The sequence below is a fragment of the Stenotrophomonas sp. YJH_SMC_57 genome (genome assembly GCF_059369755.1).
Genome location: NZ_JCAFSZ010000006.1, coordinates 37651 through 53304, shown reverse-complemented (window position 1 = coordinate 53304; position 15654 = coordinate 37651). Strand labels below are relative to the sequence as shown.

At 66.0% G+C, this 15654-nt stretch carries 12 protein-coding genes and 6 tRNA genes; 8 read left to right on the top strand and 10 right to left on the bottom strand.

Annotation, left to right across the window (positions count from 1 at the left end; all coding sequences use genetic code 11):
- Nucleotides 1-70: 70 nt before the first annotated feature.
- A complete protein-coding gene (locus tag AC5P7U_RS09270) occupies nucleotides 71-487 on the top strand; it encodes a GNAT family N-acetyltransferase (protein WP_008267409.1) in 417 nt (138 codons plus the stop codon).
- 60 nt (nucleotides 488-547) lie between these two features.
- Here AC5P7U_RS09270 and AC5P7U_RS09265 read toward each other — a convergent pair.
- The 7 genes from AC5P7U_RS09265 to AC5P7U_RS09235 form a co-directional block, all read right to left on the bottom strand.
- A tRNA-Glu gene (locus AC5P7U_RS09265) sits at nucleotides 548-623 on the bottom strand.
- Nucleotides 624-671: 48 nt separating this feature from the next.
- Nucleotides 672-747 (bottom strand) — tRNA-Ala (locus AC5P7U_RS09260).
- 45 nt (nucleotides 748-792) lie between these two features.
- Nucleotides 793-868 (bottom strand) — tRNA-Glu (locus tag AC5P7U_RS09255).
- A gap of 48 nt (nucleotides 869-916) precedes the next feature.
- A tRNA-Ala gene (locus tag AC5P7U_RS09250) sits at nucleotides 917-992 on the bottom strand.
- 185 nt (nucleotides 993-1177) lie between these two features.
- Nucleotides 1178-1253, bottom strand: a tRNA-Glu gene (locus AC5P7U_RS09245).
- 54 nt (nucleotides 1254-1307) lie between these two features.
- Nucleotides 1308-1383: transfer RNA gene (locus AC5P7U_RS09240), tRNA-Ala, on the bottom strand.
- A 102-nt stretch (nucleotides 1384-1485) separates the two neighbouring features.
- Nucleotides 1486-1884: a MerR family DNA-binding protein gene (locus AC5P7U_RS09235; RefSeq protein ID WP_197564099.1), complete on the bottom strand. Its 399-nt coding sequence runs from the start codon at nucleotides 1882-1884 to the stop codon at nucleotides 1486-1488.
- A 186-nt stretch (nucleotides 1885-2070) separates the two neighbouring features.
- On the opposite strand from AC5P7U_RS09235, the gene AC5P7U_RS09230 reads away from it, so the two are divergent.
- From AC5P7U_RS09230 to AC5P7U_RS09200, 7 genes are all read left to right on the top strand, one after another.
- Nucleotides 2071-3138, top strand: a complete 1068-nt coding sequence (locus AC5P7U_RS09230; protein WP_197564098.1) for a GlxA family transcriptional regulator — start codon at nucleotides 2071-2073, stop codon at nucleotides 3136-3138.
- Between the two features lie 81 nt (nucleotides 3139-3219).
- On the top strand, nucleotides 3220-4023 hold the full coding sequence (locus AC5P7U_RS09225) for a TlpA disulfide reductase family protein (RefSeq protein ID WP_197564097.1): 804 nt from the start codon (nucleotides 3220-3222) through the stop codon (nucleotides 4021-4023).
- 30 nt (nucleotides 4024-4053) lie between these two features.
- Nucleotides 4054-4893: a thiol:disulfide interchange protein DsbG gene (gene dsbG / locus AC5P7U_RS09220; protein WP_197564096.1), complete on the top strand. Its 840-nt coding sequence runs from the start codon at nucleotides 4054-4056 to the stop codon at nucleotides 4891-4893.
- Nucleotides 4894-5408: 515 nt separating this feature from the next.
- Nucleotides 5409-6854 carry a DcaP family trimeric outer membrane transporter gene (locus tag AC5P7U_RS09215; protein WP_197564095.1) on the top strand — a complete coding sequence of 482 codons (1446 nt, stop codon included), beginning with the start codon at nucleotides 5409-5411 and terminating at the stop codon, nucleotides 6852-6854.
- A gap of 76 nt (nucleotides 6855-6930) precedes the next feature.
- The gene (gene adiC, locus AC5P7U_RS09210) at nucleotides 6931-8283 is read left to right on the top strand and encodes an arginine/agmatine antiporter (protein ID WP_006461445.1); all 1353 of its coding nucleotides are present in this window, start codon (nucleotides 6931-6933) and stop codon (nucleotides 8281-8283) included.
- Between the two features lie 20 nt (nucleotides 8284-8303).
- Nucleotides 8304-10592 (top strand): Orn/Lys/Arg family decarboxylase, encoded by a 2289-nt coding sequence (locus AC5P7U_RS09205; RefSeq protein ID WP_006461444.1) that lies wholly within the window; start codon nucleotides 8304-8306, stop codon nucleotides 10590-10592.
- 28 nt (nucleotides 10593-10620) lie between these two features.
- Nucleotides 10621-11523, top strand: coding sequence for a cation diffusion facilitator family transporter (locus AC5P7U_RS09200; protein WP_006461443.1), 903 nt, complete (start codon nucleotides 10621-10623; stop codon nucleotides 11521-11523).
- Between the two features lie 158 nt (nucleotides 11524-11681).
- On the opposite strand, the gene AC5P7U_RS09195 is transcribed toward AC5P7U_RS09200, so the two are convergent.
- The 3 genes from AC5P7U_RS09195 to AC5P7U_RS09185 are packed head-to-tail and all read right to left on the bottom strand — an operon-like array spanning nucleotide 11682 to nucleotide 15646.
- Nucleotides 11682-12395 carry an energy transducer TonB family protein gene (locus AC5P7U_RS09195; protein WP_197564094.1) on the bottom strand — a complete coding sequence of 238 codons (714 nt, stop codon included), beginning with the start codon at nucleotides 12393-12395 and terminating at the stop codon, nucleotides 11682-11684.
- Nucleotides 12388-13188 carry a ChaN family lipoprotein gene (locus AC5P7U_RS09190; protein ID WP_197564093.1) on the bottom strand — a complete coding sequence of 267 codons (801 nt, stop codon included), beginning with the start codon at nucleotides 13186-13188 and terminating at the stop codon, nucleotides 12388-12390. Before AC5P7U_RS09190 ends, AC5P7U_RS09195 begins: the two co-directional genes overlap by 8 nt.
- Nucleotides 13175-15646, bottom strand: a complete 2472-nt coding sequence (locus AC5P7U_RS09185; protein WP_197564092.1) for a TonB-dependent receptor domain-containing protein — start codon at nucleotides 15644-15646, stop codon at nucleotides 13175-13177. Before AC5P7U_RS09185 ends, AC5P7U_RS09190 begins: the two co-directional genes overlap by 14 nt.
- Nucleotides 15647-15654 lie beyond the last annotated feature (8 nt).

Below are 15654 nucleotides of genomic sequence, written 5' to 3'. Positions count from 1 at the left end.
CTGCCGGTGTGGGTCGCAGCGGCTGCGACGTGGATGCGGCAGGATAGCCCGACCCATCAGGAGATGCCGCATGAATGAATCCGCCACCTGCCAGTTCCGCGAAGCCGTGCCCACGGTCGAGGACTATTGCCGGCTGCGTGTACTGGCAGGCCTCAGTGCCAAGCATCAGGAAGCCGCTGCGCGCGCACTGCCCAATACCCTGTTCGGCGTGTGTGCCTACCAGGGCAATGAGCTGGTTGCGATGGGGCGCATCGTCGGCGATGGTGGCTGCCACCTGCAGGTCTGCGACATCGCCGTGCTGCCGCGCCTGCAGGGGCAGGGCTTGGGCAAGGAGGTGATGCGGCGGCTGGACGACTGGATGCGGGCCAGCCTGCCGCCGTCGGCGTACGTCAGCCTGCTTGCCGATGGTGAAGCGCACCGGTTGTACGCACAGTTCGGCTTCGCGCCCACCGCGCCGGCGTCGATCGGGATGTATCGGCGGTTCTGAAATGAGTGCCTGGATTCCAGGCAAAGAAAAACCCCGGCCGAAGCCGGGGTTCTCAAGAATTGGCGTCCCCACGGGGATTCGAACCCCGGTCGCCACCGTGAAAGGGTGATGTCCTAGGCCTCTAGACGATGGGGACGCACGAAAAACTTCAAGTTGTAGAACCTTCGACGGCCTAATGTCGAAGTGGTGGAGCCAAGCGGGATCGAACCGCTGACCTCCTGCATGCCATGCAGGCGCTCTCCCAGCTGAGCTATGGCCCCGATGAAGCTGCGGATGATCTGCCGGGAGCAGAGTCCGTTTGAAACTGGCGTCCCCACGGGGATTCGAACCCCGGTCGCCACCGTGAAAGGGTGATGTCCTAGGCCTCTAGACGATGGGGACGCACGAAAACTTCAAGTTGTAGAACTTTCGACGGCCTAATGTCGAAAGTGGTGGAGCCAAGCGGGATCGAACCGCTGACCTCCTGCATGCCATGCAGGCGCTCTCCCAGCTGAGCTATGGCCCCGTGTTACCGAGCCGCCTATCATACCTGCGTGTTCACGTTTGTGGAAGTCCTTTTTCAACTTTTTTCGTCCCGGTTCATCCGATGCCGCAGGGGCAGGGGGAACCGCAACGCCACAACCTGAATGCCGGTAGGCGGTGAACAAAAAAGACCCGGTTATCGGCCGGGTCCTCGTTGTTCGTGATGAGTGGCGTCCCCACGGGGATTCGAACCCCGGTCGCCACCGTGAAAGGGTGATGTCCTAGGCCTCTAGACGATGGGGACGCAATTCTCATCAATGTTCTTTAGCGACCTTTCGACGGCCTAATGCCGAAAGATTGGTGGAGCCAAGCGGGATCGAACCGCTGACCTCCTGCATGCCATGCAGGCGCTCTCCCAGCTGAGCTATGGCCCCACGTCGCTGAGGAGCGAAATAATAGCCTTGCCCCAGGGGGTTGGCAAGCATTTGTTGCACTTTTCTTCACGCACGCTGCGCGGCAGATTCCTGTTGCCGTGGCTACGCGGTGTCGCCGGTCAGCGCCGCCAGGATCGGGCATTGATCCAGCGCACCATGCCCGGGGCAGGCGCCGACCAGCTGCGAAAGCGCAGCGTGCATGCGCTGCAGTTCGGCCATCCGTTGCGCGATGTCCTGCAGGCGGGCCTGTGCGGTGTCGCGCACGTTGCCCATGTCCTGCGAGTGACGATCACTGAGCGCGAGCAGTTCGCCGATCTCGTCCAGGCTGAAGCCCAGCGCTTTGGCGCGGCGGATGAAGCGCAGCCTGCGCAGGTCCGCCTCGCCGAAGATGCGGTAGCCACCGGCCGAGCGCACCGCCGTCGGCAGCAGCTGCTGCCGTTCGTAGTAGCGGACGGTGTCGATCGGCACGCCAGCCTGGCGGGCCAGTTGTCCAATGTTCATGGCGGATTCCTGCAGATGCTGCCGGTCATTGTGAAGCCTGGAGTCTGGTCAAGGGTCAAGACCTGGCCTGGAAGTGCGTATTCAGCGCACTTTGCAACTTTCTTCATAGCCCCGCCGCTGGACCAGTTCCTACCCTTCGCCTGAACCGGCCGTTCGATGGCCTGTAACAAACCGAGGAGGTGGTCTGTGGATGGAATCAGGAACGAGGGATTCGTCGAGGTCGCGGTGGTCGAGTATCCGGGGGGCGATCCGTCTGCCGCCTCCGTACTGGCCGAGATGGCTCATGTCGCAAATCGCCTGGCCCAGCAACAGCGCCGGCCGTTCAAGCGTGTGCTGGTCACGCGCTGGATCGTACCCGCCAGTCAGACCGGTGTGCACCGCATCGCCGGTGCGGAGATGCTCGATGCCGCCATTCCTGCGGTGATTGCCGTTCCCGGGCAGATCAGTCCCGGCACCTGCCTGCGTGCCGAAGAAGTCGTGTTGGACTGGCTGCGCGCCCACTATGACGGTGGCAGCCTACTGGCTGCAGCCAGCGAAGGTGTGAGCGTTCTTGCGCGTGCGGGCCTGCTGGCCGGGCGAACGGTCAGCGGGCCTGATCTGGGGCGGCACCCGGGGTTGCAGGCGCAGGCCGTGAGCTGGGTGCCGAGCGAGCGTGCGCTGGTCGATGACGGCGATCTGCTGACCGTCGGCGGATCGCAGGCGTGGCGCTTCCTGGGGCTTCGGCTGCTGTACCGGCTGCATGGACAGGGCGTGGCCAGCGCGGTGGCGCAACAGTTGGGCATCACGGTGCCGGATGCGGTGCAGCAGGATCTGGAGCGCTTCAGCGCCAATTTCGCGCATGGTGATCGCGACGTACTGAAGGCGCAGCGCTGGCTGCACACCACCGCAGCACGTGGCGCCACCCTGGCCGCGATCTGTGAGGTTTCCGGGCTGGAACCGCGGACGCTGCAGCGACGCTTCCTCCGGGCCACCGGTCTGCGGCCCATCGAGTATTGCCAGCGGCTGCGCATCGCCAAGGCGCAGACCTTGCTGCAACAGGGCGCCGGTATCGACGAAGTGGCCTGGGGGGTGGGCTATGCCGACCAGAGCGCGTTTAGGCGCCTGTTCCTTCGCATCGTGGGCATGACGCCGGCCAACTATCGCCGCCACGTCAACTGCAAGCGGCGCGAGCGGCCGCTGATGCCTTCGGTCGCAGGCAGCCTGCGCGGATTGCAGGCGCCGACGGGTGTGCAGTTGGGACGAAGCGCCGCGTGAGGCCTCATGCTGCAGTGGTGCTTGCAACCTTGGCGCGACGCTTCGACCATGAGGTGGTTGAATGATTGAACAGGTGGGTTGATGTCGAGCGTTGGGCCGGTTCCGATGCCGGTGGTATTGATTCTTGTATGCAGCGCGCTGGCCATGGCGGTTGCCCGCCTGTGGCCACGCGGAGCCGACCCGGAACCGCTGCCCTCGGCTGCCAGCATGGTGCTGGACATGCTTCTGATCGGCCTTCTGTGTGGTCGCATCAGTTTCGTGGCACTGAATTTCGCGCTGTATCGTGGCGCGCCGTGGAGCATTCTTCAGATCACCGATGGTGGCTATCACATGGTGGTGGTGGTGCTGGCGGGGCTTGCGTGGGGTCTGTGGCGCCTGCGCCGGTGGCCCCTGCTGCGTGCGCCGGTGCTGACAGCGGCCCTGGTCGGCGTATTGCTCTGGTCTGGAGGGAGCCAGGTATTGTCGCTGTGGCAGGAGCGCCAGATGCCTTTGCCGACGCTGCAGGTGACGGATCTGCAGGGTGGCCCGGTTGATCTGCAGCAGTTCCGGGGCTCGCCACTGGTACTGAATCTGTGGGCCACATGGTGTGGCCCCTGCCGCCGAGAAATGCCGGTGCTGGCCGCGGCGCAGCAGGCACATGCCGATGTGCAGTTCGTATTCCTCAATCAAGGCGAAACCCTGGATGAGGTCCAGGGTTTTCTCTCCGACGAGCGGCTGGTGCTGGGAAACGTGTTGCTGGACGATGACGCGGCCGCATCAACCGAGCTGGGCGTGCAGGCCTATCCTTCGACCCTCTTCTTCGATGCCGACGGGCGCCTGCGTGAACTGCACCTGGGCGAACTGACCGCGGCCGGTCTTGAACACAAACTGCGCCGGCTGCGGTAGCCTGCGCGGGCATCTCACTACGGAGTTCCCATGTTGTCGACTTCCTTGCGCACCGCTCCGGCGTTGCTGTTGTTGCCGGTCATGCTGGCATTGGCCGCCTGCAGCCAGGCCCAGACTCCGCCAGGCAAGACTGCGGCGGCACCGGCCGCAAGCGCTCCGGTCGCTGCCAAGGGTGACCGTCCCGCAGTGTTGAAGGGCATCGAAAAGCACGGCTTCGAAGTCGTTGCCGAGTTCGATGCGCCGGGTGGACTGCGTGGCTTCGCCGGTGTGGTGGGTGGCCAGCAGCCGGCTGCGGCCTACGTCACCGCCGACGGCAAGCATGTGCTGGTCGGCAGCCTGTTCGATGCCGAAGGCAACGACGTGGCTGCCGAGGCCGTGGAAAAGCTGGTCGCCGCACCGATGTCGGCCAAGATGTGGACCAAGCTGGAGGCCAGCGCCTGGGTGCGTGATGGCAAGGCCGACGCACCGCGGGTGGTCTATACCTTCAGCGATGCCAATTGCCCGTACTGCCACAAGTTCTGGGAAGCGGCCCGCCCATGGGTCGATGCAGGCAAGGTGCAGCTGCGCCACATCATGGTCGGCGTGATCCGTGAGGACAGCCCGGCCAAGGCCGCGGCCATCCTTTCGGCGCGTGACCCGAGTGCGGCGCTGCTGGAGAACGAGCACCAGTTCGACCGCGGTGGCATCAAGGCGCTGCCAAGCATCAGCCGCGAGATCGCGGGCAAACTCGATGCCAACCAGGTGTTGATGATCGAGATGGGCTTCCAGGGTACTCCGGGCATTCTGTTCCAGGACACGCAGGGCCAGGTACAGCGTCGTGCCGGCTTGCCGCAGGGGGATGACCTGCAGACGGTGCTCGGCCCGCGCTGATCGAAACCCGCATCGCATGAAGTGAACCACAGGCCCGCACGGCGACGTGCGGGCCTGTTGCGTTCGGTAGTACAGGCGGGCCCAACCGCATGCGCATGACCTGTTCTTCGTCACGTCTGAATCGTGACTGACATCAAGCCTCGCGCCTTGATTCCAATCAAGGCCAAAAACGACAGGCGGACTAGCCTTTGACGCATGGAATACAGCGTCAACGCGCCATGGATGCCGCGCCGAAGCTGCCCCGATACGGGCAGCCCGGCCCAGCCATTCACGACACTCTCACTCCCTGCTTGTTACCCAGACCGCTGCGGTCGCCACCTCTCTGGCAGCGCGGCCTTGATGGAGTCGACACGGGGGCAGGCAGGACAGTGTCATCGTTCTGTTGCCTGCCACGCGCAGGCTGGCCGGTGTCGTCGACGCAGTACCTGCATTTCCAGCAACGGCAACGCGAGGCCAGGGGGGCGCATGCGTGCGCTCCGGGAACGTGATGCGAATGTTCGTCCGGGGAGGATGCAATGCGTGTGGCGGTACTGAGTCTGGCGTGTCTGGGTGCACTGGCGATCACGCCAGCCTATGCGCAACAGCACGATGCGGAGGATACACAGGCACTGCGGCGCGAGATTGCCGCCATGCGGCAGGTGCTGGAAGGCATGCAGCAGCGCCTGGATCGGCTTGAACAACGCGACGCAACGCCTGCGCCTGCGTTGGCGCAGATGCCGGCAGCGCCTGTAGCGCCTGGTGCTGCAACGGCGGCCACGGCCGATGTAATCCATCGTACCCAGGTGCCGGGCGCGGCACAGCCGGTGCTGCCGCAACGCGAATCCGTGGCCGATCCATCCACCGCGGCATCGCGTCCAGACAGTGCGGCGGGCCCGACCGACCCCGATCTGAAGGGTTTCTTTGCCATTCCGGGGACCGACACGGTGATCCGCATCGGGGGCTACGCCAAGCTGGATGCCATCGCCGACTCGCGCGCGGCGGGTGATGAGGATCAATTCATTCCGTCATCCATGCCGGTGGGTGGCAGCCATCGTGATGTCTCCAACTTCAACATCCACGCCAAGCAGACCCGCTTCAGTTTCGAGGCGCGGCGGCCGACCACGCATGGCAATCTGCGCTTCTACCTGGAAAACGACTTCTTCGGCAGCAGCGATGGCTACGAGTTCCGGCTGCGCCATGCCTATGGCCAGCTTGGCAATACCTACGCCGGCTACGGCTACTCCAGCTTCATGGACCCGGACAGCCTGCCCGACACGCTGGATTTTGCAGGACCGGGCGGCGCCGGCTATCTGCTGGTGGCGGGGATCCACCACAGCTTCGCGATGGGCAAGGGCAACACCCTGACCGTGGCGGCCGAAGACCCGAAGACCGAACTGGCCGGCGCCACCGATGAACGAGCCGCAGTGAACCGGTTGCCCGATGTGACGGTGACCGCGCGCATGGAGCGTGACTGGGGCCATCTGCAACTGGGCGCAGTGGCGCGCAGCCTGGCCTATGACGGCGATGGCGAGCGCGACCGGCGCATGGCCGGCGGCCTGCAGCTCAGTGGCTCGGCCTCGGTGGGCGAGCGCGACCTGGTGTTGTTTGGTGCCCTGGGTGGCCGCGGCCTCAGTCGCTACACCGCCGACCTGACCGGCTCCGGGCTGGATGCCGTGGTCGGCGCCGATGGACGACTGGATGCATTGGACCTGCACGGTGGCTTCGTGGGCTACACCCATTACTGGTCCGAGCTGTGGCGCTCGAACCTGATCCTCGGGCAGCTGACGCTGGAACGGAATGCGGCACTGGCCGCCGACGCGTTCCGGCAGAGCCGCTACGGCGTGTTCAACCTGATCTGGAGCCCGGCGCCGTCGTGGACGATGGGCATGGAGCTGCTGTACGGCCGCCTGGAACAGCAGGGCGGCACGCGCGGCGACACGGTCCGGGTGCAGGGCAGCCTGCAATACAACTTCATCAAGTAAGCGCCAGCGGCCGTACGCCAGCGCAACCGTCCCCACGCCCGGTCGCACCGGGCTCATGCCAGTACAGGAGATTGTCATGGCAGAAGCAAAGAAAATCGGGGTGGTCGGAGCCACCTTCCTCGTCGCCGGCAACATGATGGGCTCGGGTGTGTTCCTGTTGCCGTCCAGCCTGGCCAAGATCGGCACCGCCTCGATCTGGGGCTGGCTGATCACCACTGCCGGCGCGTTGCTGCTGGCCTTCGTGTTCGCCAAGCTGGGCAAGCTGGCACCGAAGGCGGGTGGTCCCTATGCCTACGCGCGTGACTGGTTCGGGCCGTACATGGGCTTCCAGACCAACACCATCTACTGGTTCGCCAACTGGATCGGTAATGTCGCCATTCCGATCGCTGCGGTGGGGTACTTCAGCTACTTCTTCCCGATCCTGTCCGAACCGCTGGTGCGCTGCATCGCGGTGCTGGTGCTGGTATGGGCGCTCAGCTTCGCCAACATGATCGGTCCGGCCTTCGTCAGCCGCGTGCAGACGGTCACCACCAGCTTCGCGCTGGTGCCGATCCTGGGCATCGCGATCTTCGGCTGGTTCTTCTTCGATGCCGACATCTTCAAGGGCGCCTACAACGTGTCCGGTGAATCCAACTTCGGCGCGATCTCCAGCGCCGCGGCACTGACCCTGTGGGCCTTCATCGGCGTCGAATCGGCCTCGGTGACCGCCGGCGTGGTCGAGAACCCGGAAAAGAACGTGGCCCGGGCCACGCTGGCGGGCGTGTTCCTGGCTGCCATCGCCTATATCGCCAGTTCCTCGGTGATCATGGGCATGGTACCCAACGGCGAGCTGCAGACCTCCGATGCGCCGTTTGCGCTGGCCGCGGCCAAGGCGGTCGGTGGCTGGGGCGGTGCGCTGGTCAGCCTGTGCGCCTTCATCGGTGCTGCCGGTTCGCTGGGCGGCTGGATCCTGCTGACCGCGCAGAGCGCCAAGGCGGCGTCGGATGACGGCCTGTTCCCGAGCATCTTCAGCAAGACCAACAAGGATGACGTGCCGGTCAAGGGCGTGCTGATCGTAGCGGTGCTGATGACCCTGGCCGTGCTGGTCACCTCCACCTCGGAAACCGCGTCCGCGCAGTTCGACGTGATCACGTCAGCGGCGGTGGTGCTGACGCTGCTGCCCTACATCTACTCGTGCGTGGCGTGCTACTTCGTGGTCGAGCGTTCGCACACGCTGGTCCACACCGGAGCGTTCTGGACCCTGACCAGCCTGACCGTCGTGTACTGCCTGTGGGCGATCTACGGTTCGTCGGGAACCATCGTGCAGTACGCGTTCCTATTCGTGCTGTTCATCACCGTGTTCTATCCCTTCTTCAGCGAGGAGCGCCGCCAGCAGCGGCAGCGCGCCCGCGAGGCCTCGGCGATCAGCGCCGGCGCCCAGCGTTCCTGAGTTAGACAAGGAGAATCAACGTGTACTTCAAGTCCCTGGACTACCCGGTCATTGTCATCGACAACGACTACGAGTCGCCGCGCATCGGTGGCATCCTGATCCGTGCGCTGGTGGAGGAGCTGCGCAGCAACGACCAGCGCGTGCTGTGCGGCCTGAACCTGGATGATGCCCGTGCCGGTGCCCGCACCTACGTGGCGGCCTCGGCGGTGCTGATCTCGATCGATGGCAGCGAAGAGGTGGACGGCGAGTTCCAGCGCCTGACCGCGTTCCTGCGTGAGCAGAGCGCGCGCCGCGCCAATCTGCCGGTGTTCCTGTACGGCGAGCGCCGCACCATCGAGAAGGTGCCGAGCAAGCTGCTCAAGTACATTCACGGTTTCATCTTCCTGTTCGAAGACACCAAGAGCTTCATCTCGCGGCAGGTGATGCGTGCGGCCGAAGACTACATGAAGAACCTGTTGCCGCCGTTCTTCAAGGCCCTGATCCACCACGCGGCCGAGTCGAACTACTCCTGGCACACGCCGGGCCATGCCGGCGGCGTGGCGTTCACCAAGTCGCCGGTCGGCCGCGCCTTCCACCAGTTCTACGGTGAGAACACCCTGCGCAGCGATCTGTCGATCTCGGTGCCGGAGCTGGGTTCGCTGCTTGACCATACCGGCCCGATCAAGGATGCCGAGAACGAGGCAGCGCGCAACTTCGGCGCCGACCATACCTTCTTCGTCACCAACGGCACCTCCACCGCCAACAAGATCGTGTGGCACGGTACGGTGGCGCGTGGCGACGTGGTGTTCGTCGATCGCAATTGCCACAAGTCGCTGCTGCACGCGCTGATCATGACCGGCGCGGTGCCGGTGTACTTCACCCCCAGCCGCAACGCGCACGGCATCATTGGCCCGATCAGCCTGGACCAGTTCACGCCCGAGTCGCTGCAGCAGCGCATCGCCGCCAATCCGCTGGCCAGCAAGGCCTACCAGGCCGGCTCCAAGCCGCGCATCGCGGTGGTCACCAACTCGACCTACGACGGCCTGTGCTACAACGCCGAGAAGATCGCCGACGAGATCGGCAGCGCGGTCGACTTCCTGCACTTCGACGAAGCCTGGTATGCCTACGCCGCGTTCCATCCGTTCTACGAGAACCATTACGGCATGGCCAAGGGCAAGCCGCGTGAGCAGGATGCGATCATCTTCACCACCCATTCCACCCACAAGCTGCTGGCCGCGTTCTCGCAGGCGTCGATGATCCACGTGCGCAATTCCGCACATCGCAACCTGGACGCCGAGCGCTTCAACGAGTCGTTCATGATGCACACCTCGACCAGTCCGCATTACGGGGTGATTGCGGCCTGTGACGTGGCCTCGAAGATGATGGAGGGCGATGCGGGCCGCTCGCTGGTGCAGGAAATGCATGACGAGGCGATCGCCTTCCGCCGCGCGATGCTGCACGTGCGCGATGACCTCGGCCGCGACGACTGGTGGTTCAGCGTGTGGCAGCCCACCAAGCTCGAGCGCAGCCTGGACAAGGGCGATACGCCGGCACCGCTGGTGGCCAAGCGCGAGGAGTGGTACCTGCAGCCGGATGCGCACTGGCACGGCTTCGAGAACCTGGTTGACGACTATGTGCTGATCGACCCGATCAAGGTAACTCTGCTGACCCCGGGGCTGGCGATGGACGGCAGCATGGGCAAGCTGGGCATCCCGGCGGCGGTGCTGAGCAAGTTCCTGTGGGGCCGCGGCATCACCGTGGAGAAGACCAACCTGTACTCGGTGCTGTTCCTGTTCTCGATGGGCATCACCAAAGGCAAGTGGAGTACGCTGGTCACCGAGCTGATGGCGTTCAAGGAGCTGTACGACCGCAACGCGCCGCTGAGCCAGGCACTGCCGTCGCTGGCCGCTGACTACCCCAATGCCTATTCCGGCTGGGGCCTGCGTGACCTGTGCGATGCGCTGCACGCGTTCAACCAGGAATTCTCGGTGGCCAAGGTGATGCGCGAAATGTACGTGGACCTGCCGACCCCGGTGATGACCCCGGCCGACGCCTACAATCACCTGGTGAAGGGCGAGATCGAGCGGGTCGACATCGAGCAGCTCAGTGGCCGCGTCGCCGCGACCATGCTGGTGCCGTACCCGCCGGGCATCCCGACCATCATGCCGGGCGAACGCTTCGGCGACAGCGACGAGCCGATCATCCAGTCGCTGCGCATCGCCCGCGAGCAGAATGCCCGTTTCCCGGGCTTCGAGTCGGACGTGCACGGGCTGATCATCGAGCACGATGGCGATGAGACCTCGTACAGGGTGGAGGTGCTGAAGGCCTGACCGGCGACGGTCGGCCCTTCGGCGAACGATGGATACCGCGCGCGAGCAACGCATCCTGAAGTTCTCGATCGGGGTGACCATCGCGGTCAGCGCGGTCGGCTTCATCGGTGGCCTGCTGGTGGGATCGCAGGCCATCCTGTTCGATGGTGTCTACAGTCTGGTCGACGTTGCCCTGACGCTGGTGTCGTTGTCGGTACTGCGGCTGGTGGCGCGGGAACAGAGCCCGCGCTTCCAGTACGGTTACTGGCACCTGGAGCCGATGGTGGAGGCACTCGGTGGGGTGATTCTGTCGCTGGCCTGCGTGTATGCGCTGGCCAACGCGGTGATTGGCCTGACCACGGGCGGGCACGAAGTGAAGTTCGGGCCCGCGCTGTGGTGGGCGGCGTTGCTGAGTGCCAGCAACCTGGCAATGGCCGCGTTCGTCGCGCAGCGTGCGCGGCGCCTGCGCTCGGCGTTGCTGTGGCTGGACGTGCGTGGCTGGCTGCTGGGCGGATTGATGAGCCTGGCCGTGGTGCTGGCCTTCGTGCTGGCCCTGGTGCTGCACGGCGGTCAGTGGCATCACTGGGTGCCGTACCTGGATTCGATCGTGCTGGCGTTGATCAGCCTGGCGGTACTGCCGGTGCCGGCGCGAAGCGCGTGGAAGGCCATGCGTGAAGTGCTGCAGGTGGCGCCGGATGACCTGGACCGGCGCGTGCAGCAGGTGATGCAGGCGTTCGTGGCCGAGCGCGGCTATGCCGGCTTCACCAGTCACGTGGCGAAGATGGGGCGGATGCGCTTCATCGAGATCCATGTGCTGGCCGACCCGGCGACACCGCTGGGCTCGGTGGGCCAGGTCGATGCGATGCGTGATGAGATCGCAGTACGGCTGGATGCACGCGGCAGCACGTTCTGGCTGACCATCGATTTCACTGCCGATCCGGCGTGGACCTGACCCGGCATCGGTAGCGTCCAGCAGGTTCGACGCTACGAAGGGCCGTGATCGTTGCGCGCGCCGGACTACTCTGTTGCGTTGGATGCATTTGACCTCAACCGGAGTTGAGGTCGCAGACTGCTGCGCAATCCCGGTCATCCATACGAGGCCTGGGGCGCCTAGCGCAGGTAGTACTCCACCGGTACCACCAGTTCCTGCGGCGCCTTCAGTTCAGCAGGAATGGGCGGCAGTGGCTGCGCGCGGCGGAAGGTCTGCAGCGCGGCGTCATCCAGCATCGGCTGGCCACTGGACTGCTCCAGCCGCAGCGCCAGCAGCCGCCCCTCACGGTCGATGCTGGCCCTGACCCAGGCCGTGCCCTGCTGGCGTCGTGAGCGCGCGGCGGCAGGGTAGTAGCGGTAACGCTCCAGCCGCGCCATCAGGCGGGCTTCCCACTGGTCGCTGGCGGCGCCGGCCTGGAAGTCCGCAGGGGGTGCGTCTGGAGCGGGCGGCGCGGCCGTGATCGATGCCGGTGCGGGACTTGCATCGGTCGCGGCCGCAGGCGGGGCGATCGGCAGCGGCTGCCGGCCACGGCCACCGGTCTCGCTGGCCGCCAGCTCACCCTCGCGTGCTGCGGTGGGGGTGGGCGGTGGGGGCGATTTCGTCGGCTGCGATGCACGTGCCTGCTGTGCCTGGCTGGGCGTGTCGGCCTGGCGTTCCTCGATCGGTTGCGGTGGCGTGGCCGGTGCCAGCAGGCGCAGGCTGATGCGTACGTCCTGTTCCGGTGGTGGCAGTGCGGGCGGCGTGGCCACCCAGTGCACCAGCAGCAGCAAGGGCAGCAGGTGCAGGCCGATGCTGATAACAACGGCCTGCCAGTGGTGGCCACGCTCAGTCATCGCCCAGCACCCACAGCAGGTCGGCATCGCTCGCATCGACCTGTTCGCCTGGAGACGCCAGCACGATCACCAGCGCCGGGGTACCCGGTGGCAGATGGCCCGGCACGCCGGTACCGCGCAGTACATGCCAGCGCCCGGCGACCAGCAGCGCCGGGGCCGGCGCATCGGTCAGTACCTGTGCCATGCGGCGATCGCGGGCGAACTGTACGGCCAGCATCCCGTCCAGCATCGGTGCTGCGTCTGCATGCTGTGCCAGCACCACCGCCGACAACCGTTGCCGAGCCGCAGCAACCGGAAATGCTACCGGTTCTGTAGAGGCCAGCAGGGTGTTGACCTCGGCGCGCGACAGGTTGCCGCCGACCAGCGCAATGCCTGCAGCCGCGGCGTCCTGCACCAGACCACCGTAGGCGGCCCACGGCCAGCGCGCGTCCCAGTCCAGCAGTTCCTGCAGGCGTGAGCCGTCGGTGTGATTGCCCTTGGCCAGCCAGCGCTGCACGCGTTGCAGGCGGGGCTGGCGTTCGCTGGCGATCATTTCCATCACCAGCGCACCCTGCGGGCGCTGCTGGTGCAGTGCCTGCAGCAACCAGCGCTGGGCGGCATGGTCGCCCGCAAGGTCATGACGCTCGCCCAGCAGCAGTCGTTGCGCGCCGGCCACACGCTGGATGAACATGGACTCGTCCAGCGGCTGGCCGCTGGCCAGGTCGATCACCTTGCCGGGCATCGGCTGTGCGCTGGCCAGGGAGGTCAGCGCAAGCAGGCACAGCAGCAGCCAACGGCGGCTAGAACGCCACATTGACGCCCATCGACACGGTGCGGCCACGGCCGTTGCCGCGGTCAAGGATCGGGCTGAAGATGCTGTCGATCGAGGCATTGTTGTCATAGGCCTTGTTCTGCAGGTTTTGGATGTTCAGCCACAGCGTGGTATTGGGCTGGGGCTTGAAGCTGGCGTAGAAGTCCAGCAGCACACCGGTACCGCCGGTCTTGCGGGTCTGGAAGAAGTCGTAGCCTTCCTCGGTGGGACCGGAGTACTCGGCGCGCAGGCCGGCCTGCACGCGCTGCTGCCACCAGCGGCCGCCGACGTCCAGCGTCCAGTAGCGGTCGGGCAGGGCGGTGATGTCTTCCAGGTTGACGAACTCGATGGCCGGCGCGCTGGTCTGCGAGCGGGTCCAGCTGAGGGTGGCGTGGTAATGCTCGCTGGCGTAGTGCGCCTCCAGCTCGATGCCGCGCATGCGCACGATGCCCTGGTGGTTCATCCAGCGCGTGGTGGTACTGAAATCGTCGGCATCCAGCGTATCGGTCCAGGCATTGAGCTGCGGATCGCTGTCGATCGGCACCACGAACGGCGCCACTTCCGGCGGATGCACGATCAGCAGGTACTGCGGCTTGATGTAGTCGCGGATGCGGTTGTCGAAGCGGGTGATGCGCAGCTGGGCCAGGTCGCCGTCGACCAGCAGCGAGTCGGTGCTGAGGTTGGCGCCGAACTGCAGGTTGCGCGAGCGCTCGCGGCGCAGGAATGGATTGGCGCCTACGCCGTCGGCATCGCTCATGCCCTCCAGCGGAATCTTCTCGAAGAACATTTCCTGCACCCGCGGCGGCCGCGAGGTGCGCGAGACTTCGGCGAACAGCTGCAGCCAGTCGGTCGCCTGCAGAGAAACCGCCAGGCTGGGGCTGAGTGCACGCTCGGTGCGGCGCACATCGATGTTGCCGCCGTTGATCTCCGCGCACTGGCCCGGCACCTCGGAACAGCCGGGGATATGGCCACGGATGCCGTAGCGGTCCTGGCGCAGGCCGGCGGTCAGTGCATAGATGTCGTACTGCAGTTCCAGCGTGCTGAACACGCTGTCGAGCTGGCTGCGCCCCTGCGGGTTGGCGCCGCGCAGGGTAGGCGTGTCGGCCACGAAGATGTCCGACTGGTGCTTGATGCCGGTGTTCCAGCGCGCCTGCAGCGCGCCGATGTCGAAGCGGCTGGTGTTGTCGAGGGTCCAGCTGCTCAGGCTGCTGTGGGTACGGCGGCCGATGTAGCTGGAGTCCTCCACCGGCGGGTAGAACAGCCGGGTCTTGTTGCTGGCGAAGGTCGCACGCAGGTCGACCCACGGGGAGTAGGGCGTGTAGTGGTAGCTGGCGCGCTGGTTGCGTGCGGAAATCTGCCACGGGTAGTTGTGGTAGAAGTCGTTTTCGTAACGCATGTGGCTCAGGTCGAGCCGATGCTGGTCGCTGGGCTGCAGGCGCGCTTTCAGCAGCCAGCTGCTGGGCTGCTGGCTGCCAGGGTCGGCCTTGTTGGTCTGCCCGCGTGCCGTCGCGTATTCGCCGCTGCGGCTGCTGCTGGCGGCGGCGAGCAGGCCGAACTGGCGGTCGCCACCGTCTTCGCTGTGGCGCCATGCGCCGGCGAAGGTGCGGCCACTTCCATAGCCGTTGTTGCCATGCCGGTAGCCTGCACGCAGGCCCCAGTCGCGGCCTTCGCCAAGCAGATCGTCGATGTCCAGGGTGCGGAAGTTGGCGCTGCCGGCCAGCGTACCGGCGCCATCGCCACCGGCGACCGCCCCGCGCTGCACGTCCACGCCGGCCAGCAGGAACGGATCGACGTAGGCGAACGGGCCACCCGATCCATGGCCGGCGTTGTTGCGGAAGGTCTGGGTGACACCGTCGATCATGGTGTTGACCCGGCCGGCGCCGGTCATGCCGCGGATGTTGACCTGCAGGCCGGGCTGGCTGCGCGAGTGGAAGCTGTGGGTTCCGGGCATCGAGCGCAGCAGGCTGTTGCCATCCTGGCGCTCGGCCATCGCCACCCGCTCACTGCCTACAGCGGGAGCGAAGCCATCGCGGGTGGCGGGCACGTACTGGCTGGCGCCGGTGCCTGGCGCCTGGCCATGCGCGGTGTCGCCCTGAACGCGCAGCGGCCCGGTGCGGCGGCTGCCGTCGCTGCGTTCGGCGGGCGCCGGCTCCAGGGTGGCGCGACGTGCATCGATGAAGCGTGGGCGCAGGCCACTGCCGGCCAGCAGGCGTGACAGCGCCTGTGCGTCATCGAAGTCACCGCGCAGGGCCGGTGCAGGATGGCCAGCGGGCAATGCCGCGCCGATCACCAGGTCGACGCCGGTCAGGCGGCTGTACGCATCCAGCGCGGCGGCCAGCGGCTGCGCGGGCAGATCATAGGTGCGGGTGGCCACCTGCGCGTGGGCGCTGGAGGGCAACAGCGGAACCGTGCTGGCACAGGCCAGCGACAGGGCAAGAACAAGGGGGCGGTGGCACAGCATCGAAGACT

What these genes read in the sequence shown, in the direction of transcription:
- AC5P7U_RS09215 (WP_197564095.1), top strand. Translation starts at nt 5,409, where the DNA reads ATGCGTGTGGCGGTACTGAGTCTGGCGTGTCTGGGTGCACTGGCGATC.
- AC5P7U_RS09195 (WP_197564094.1), bottom strand. Translation starts at nt 12,395, where the DNA reads ATGACTGAGCGTGGCCACCACTGGCAGGCCGTTGTTATCAGCATCGGC.
- AC5P7U_RS09185 (WP_197564092.1), bottom strand. Translation starts at nt 15,646, where the DNA reads ATGCTGTGCCACCGCCCCCTTGTTCTTGCCCTGTCGCTGGCCTGTGCC.
- AC5P7U_RS09200 (WP_006461443.1), top strand. Translation starts at nt 10,621, where the DNA reads ATGGATACCGCGCGCGAGCAACGCATCCTGAAGTTCTCGATCGGGGTG.
- dsbG (WP_197564096.1), top strand. Translation starts at nt 4,054, where the DNA reads ATGTTGTCGACTTCCTTGCGCACCGCTCCGGCGTTGCTGTTGTTGCCG.
- AC5P7U_RS09235 (WP_197564099.1), bottom strand. Translation starts at nt 1,884, where the DNA reads ATGAACATTGGACAACTGGCCCGCCAGGCTGGCGTGCCGATCGACACC.
- AC5P7U_RS09190 (WP_197564093.1), bottom strand. Translation starts at nt 13,188, where the DNA reads ATGTGGCGTTCTAGCCGCCGTTGGCTGCTGCTGTGCCTGCTTGCGCTG.
- adiC (WP_006461445.1), top strand. Translation starts at nt 6,931, where the DNA reads ATGGCAGAAGCAAAGAAAATCGGGGTGGTCGGAGCCACCTTCCTCGTC.
- AC5P7U_RS09225 (WP_197564097.1), top strand. Translation starts at nt 3,220, where the DNA reads ATGTCGAGCGTTGGGCCGGTTCCGATGCCGGTGGTATTGATTCTTGTA.
- AC5P7U_RS09270 (WP_008267409.1), top strand. Translation starts at nt 71, where the DNA reads ATGAATGAATCCGCCACCTGCCAGTTCCGCGAAGCCGTGCCCACGGTC.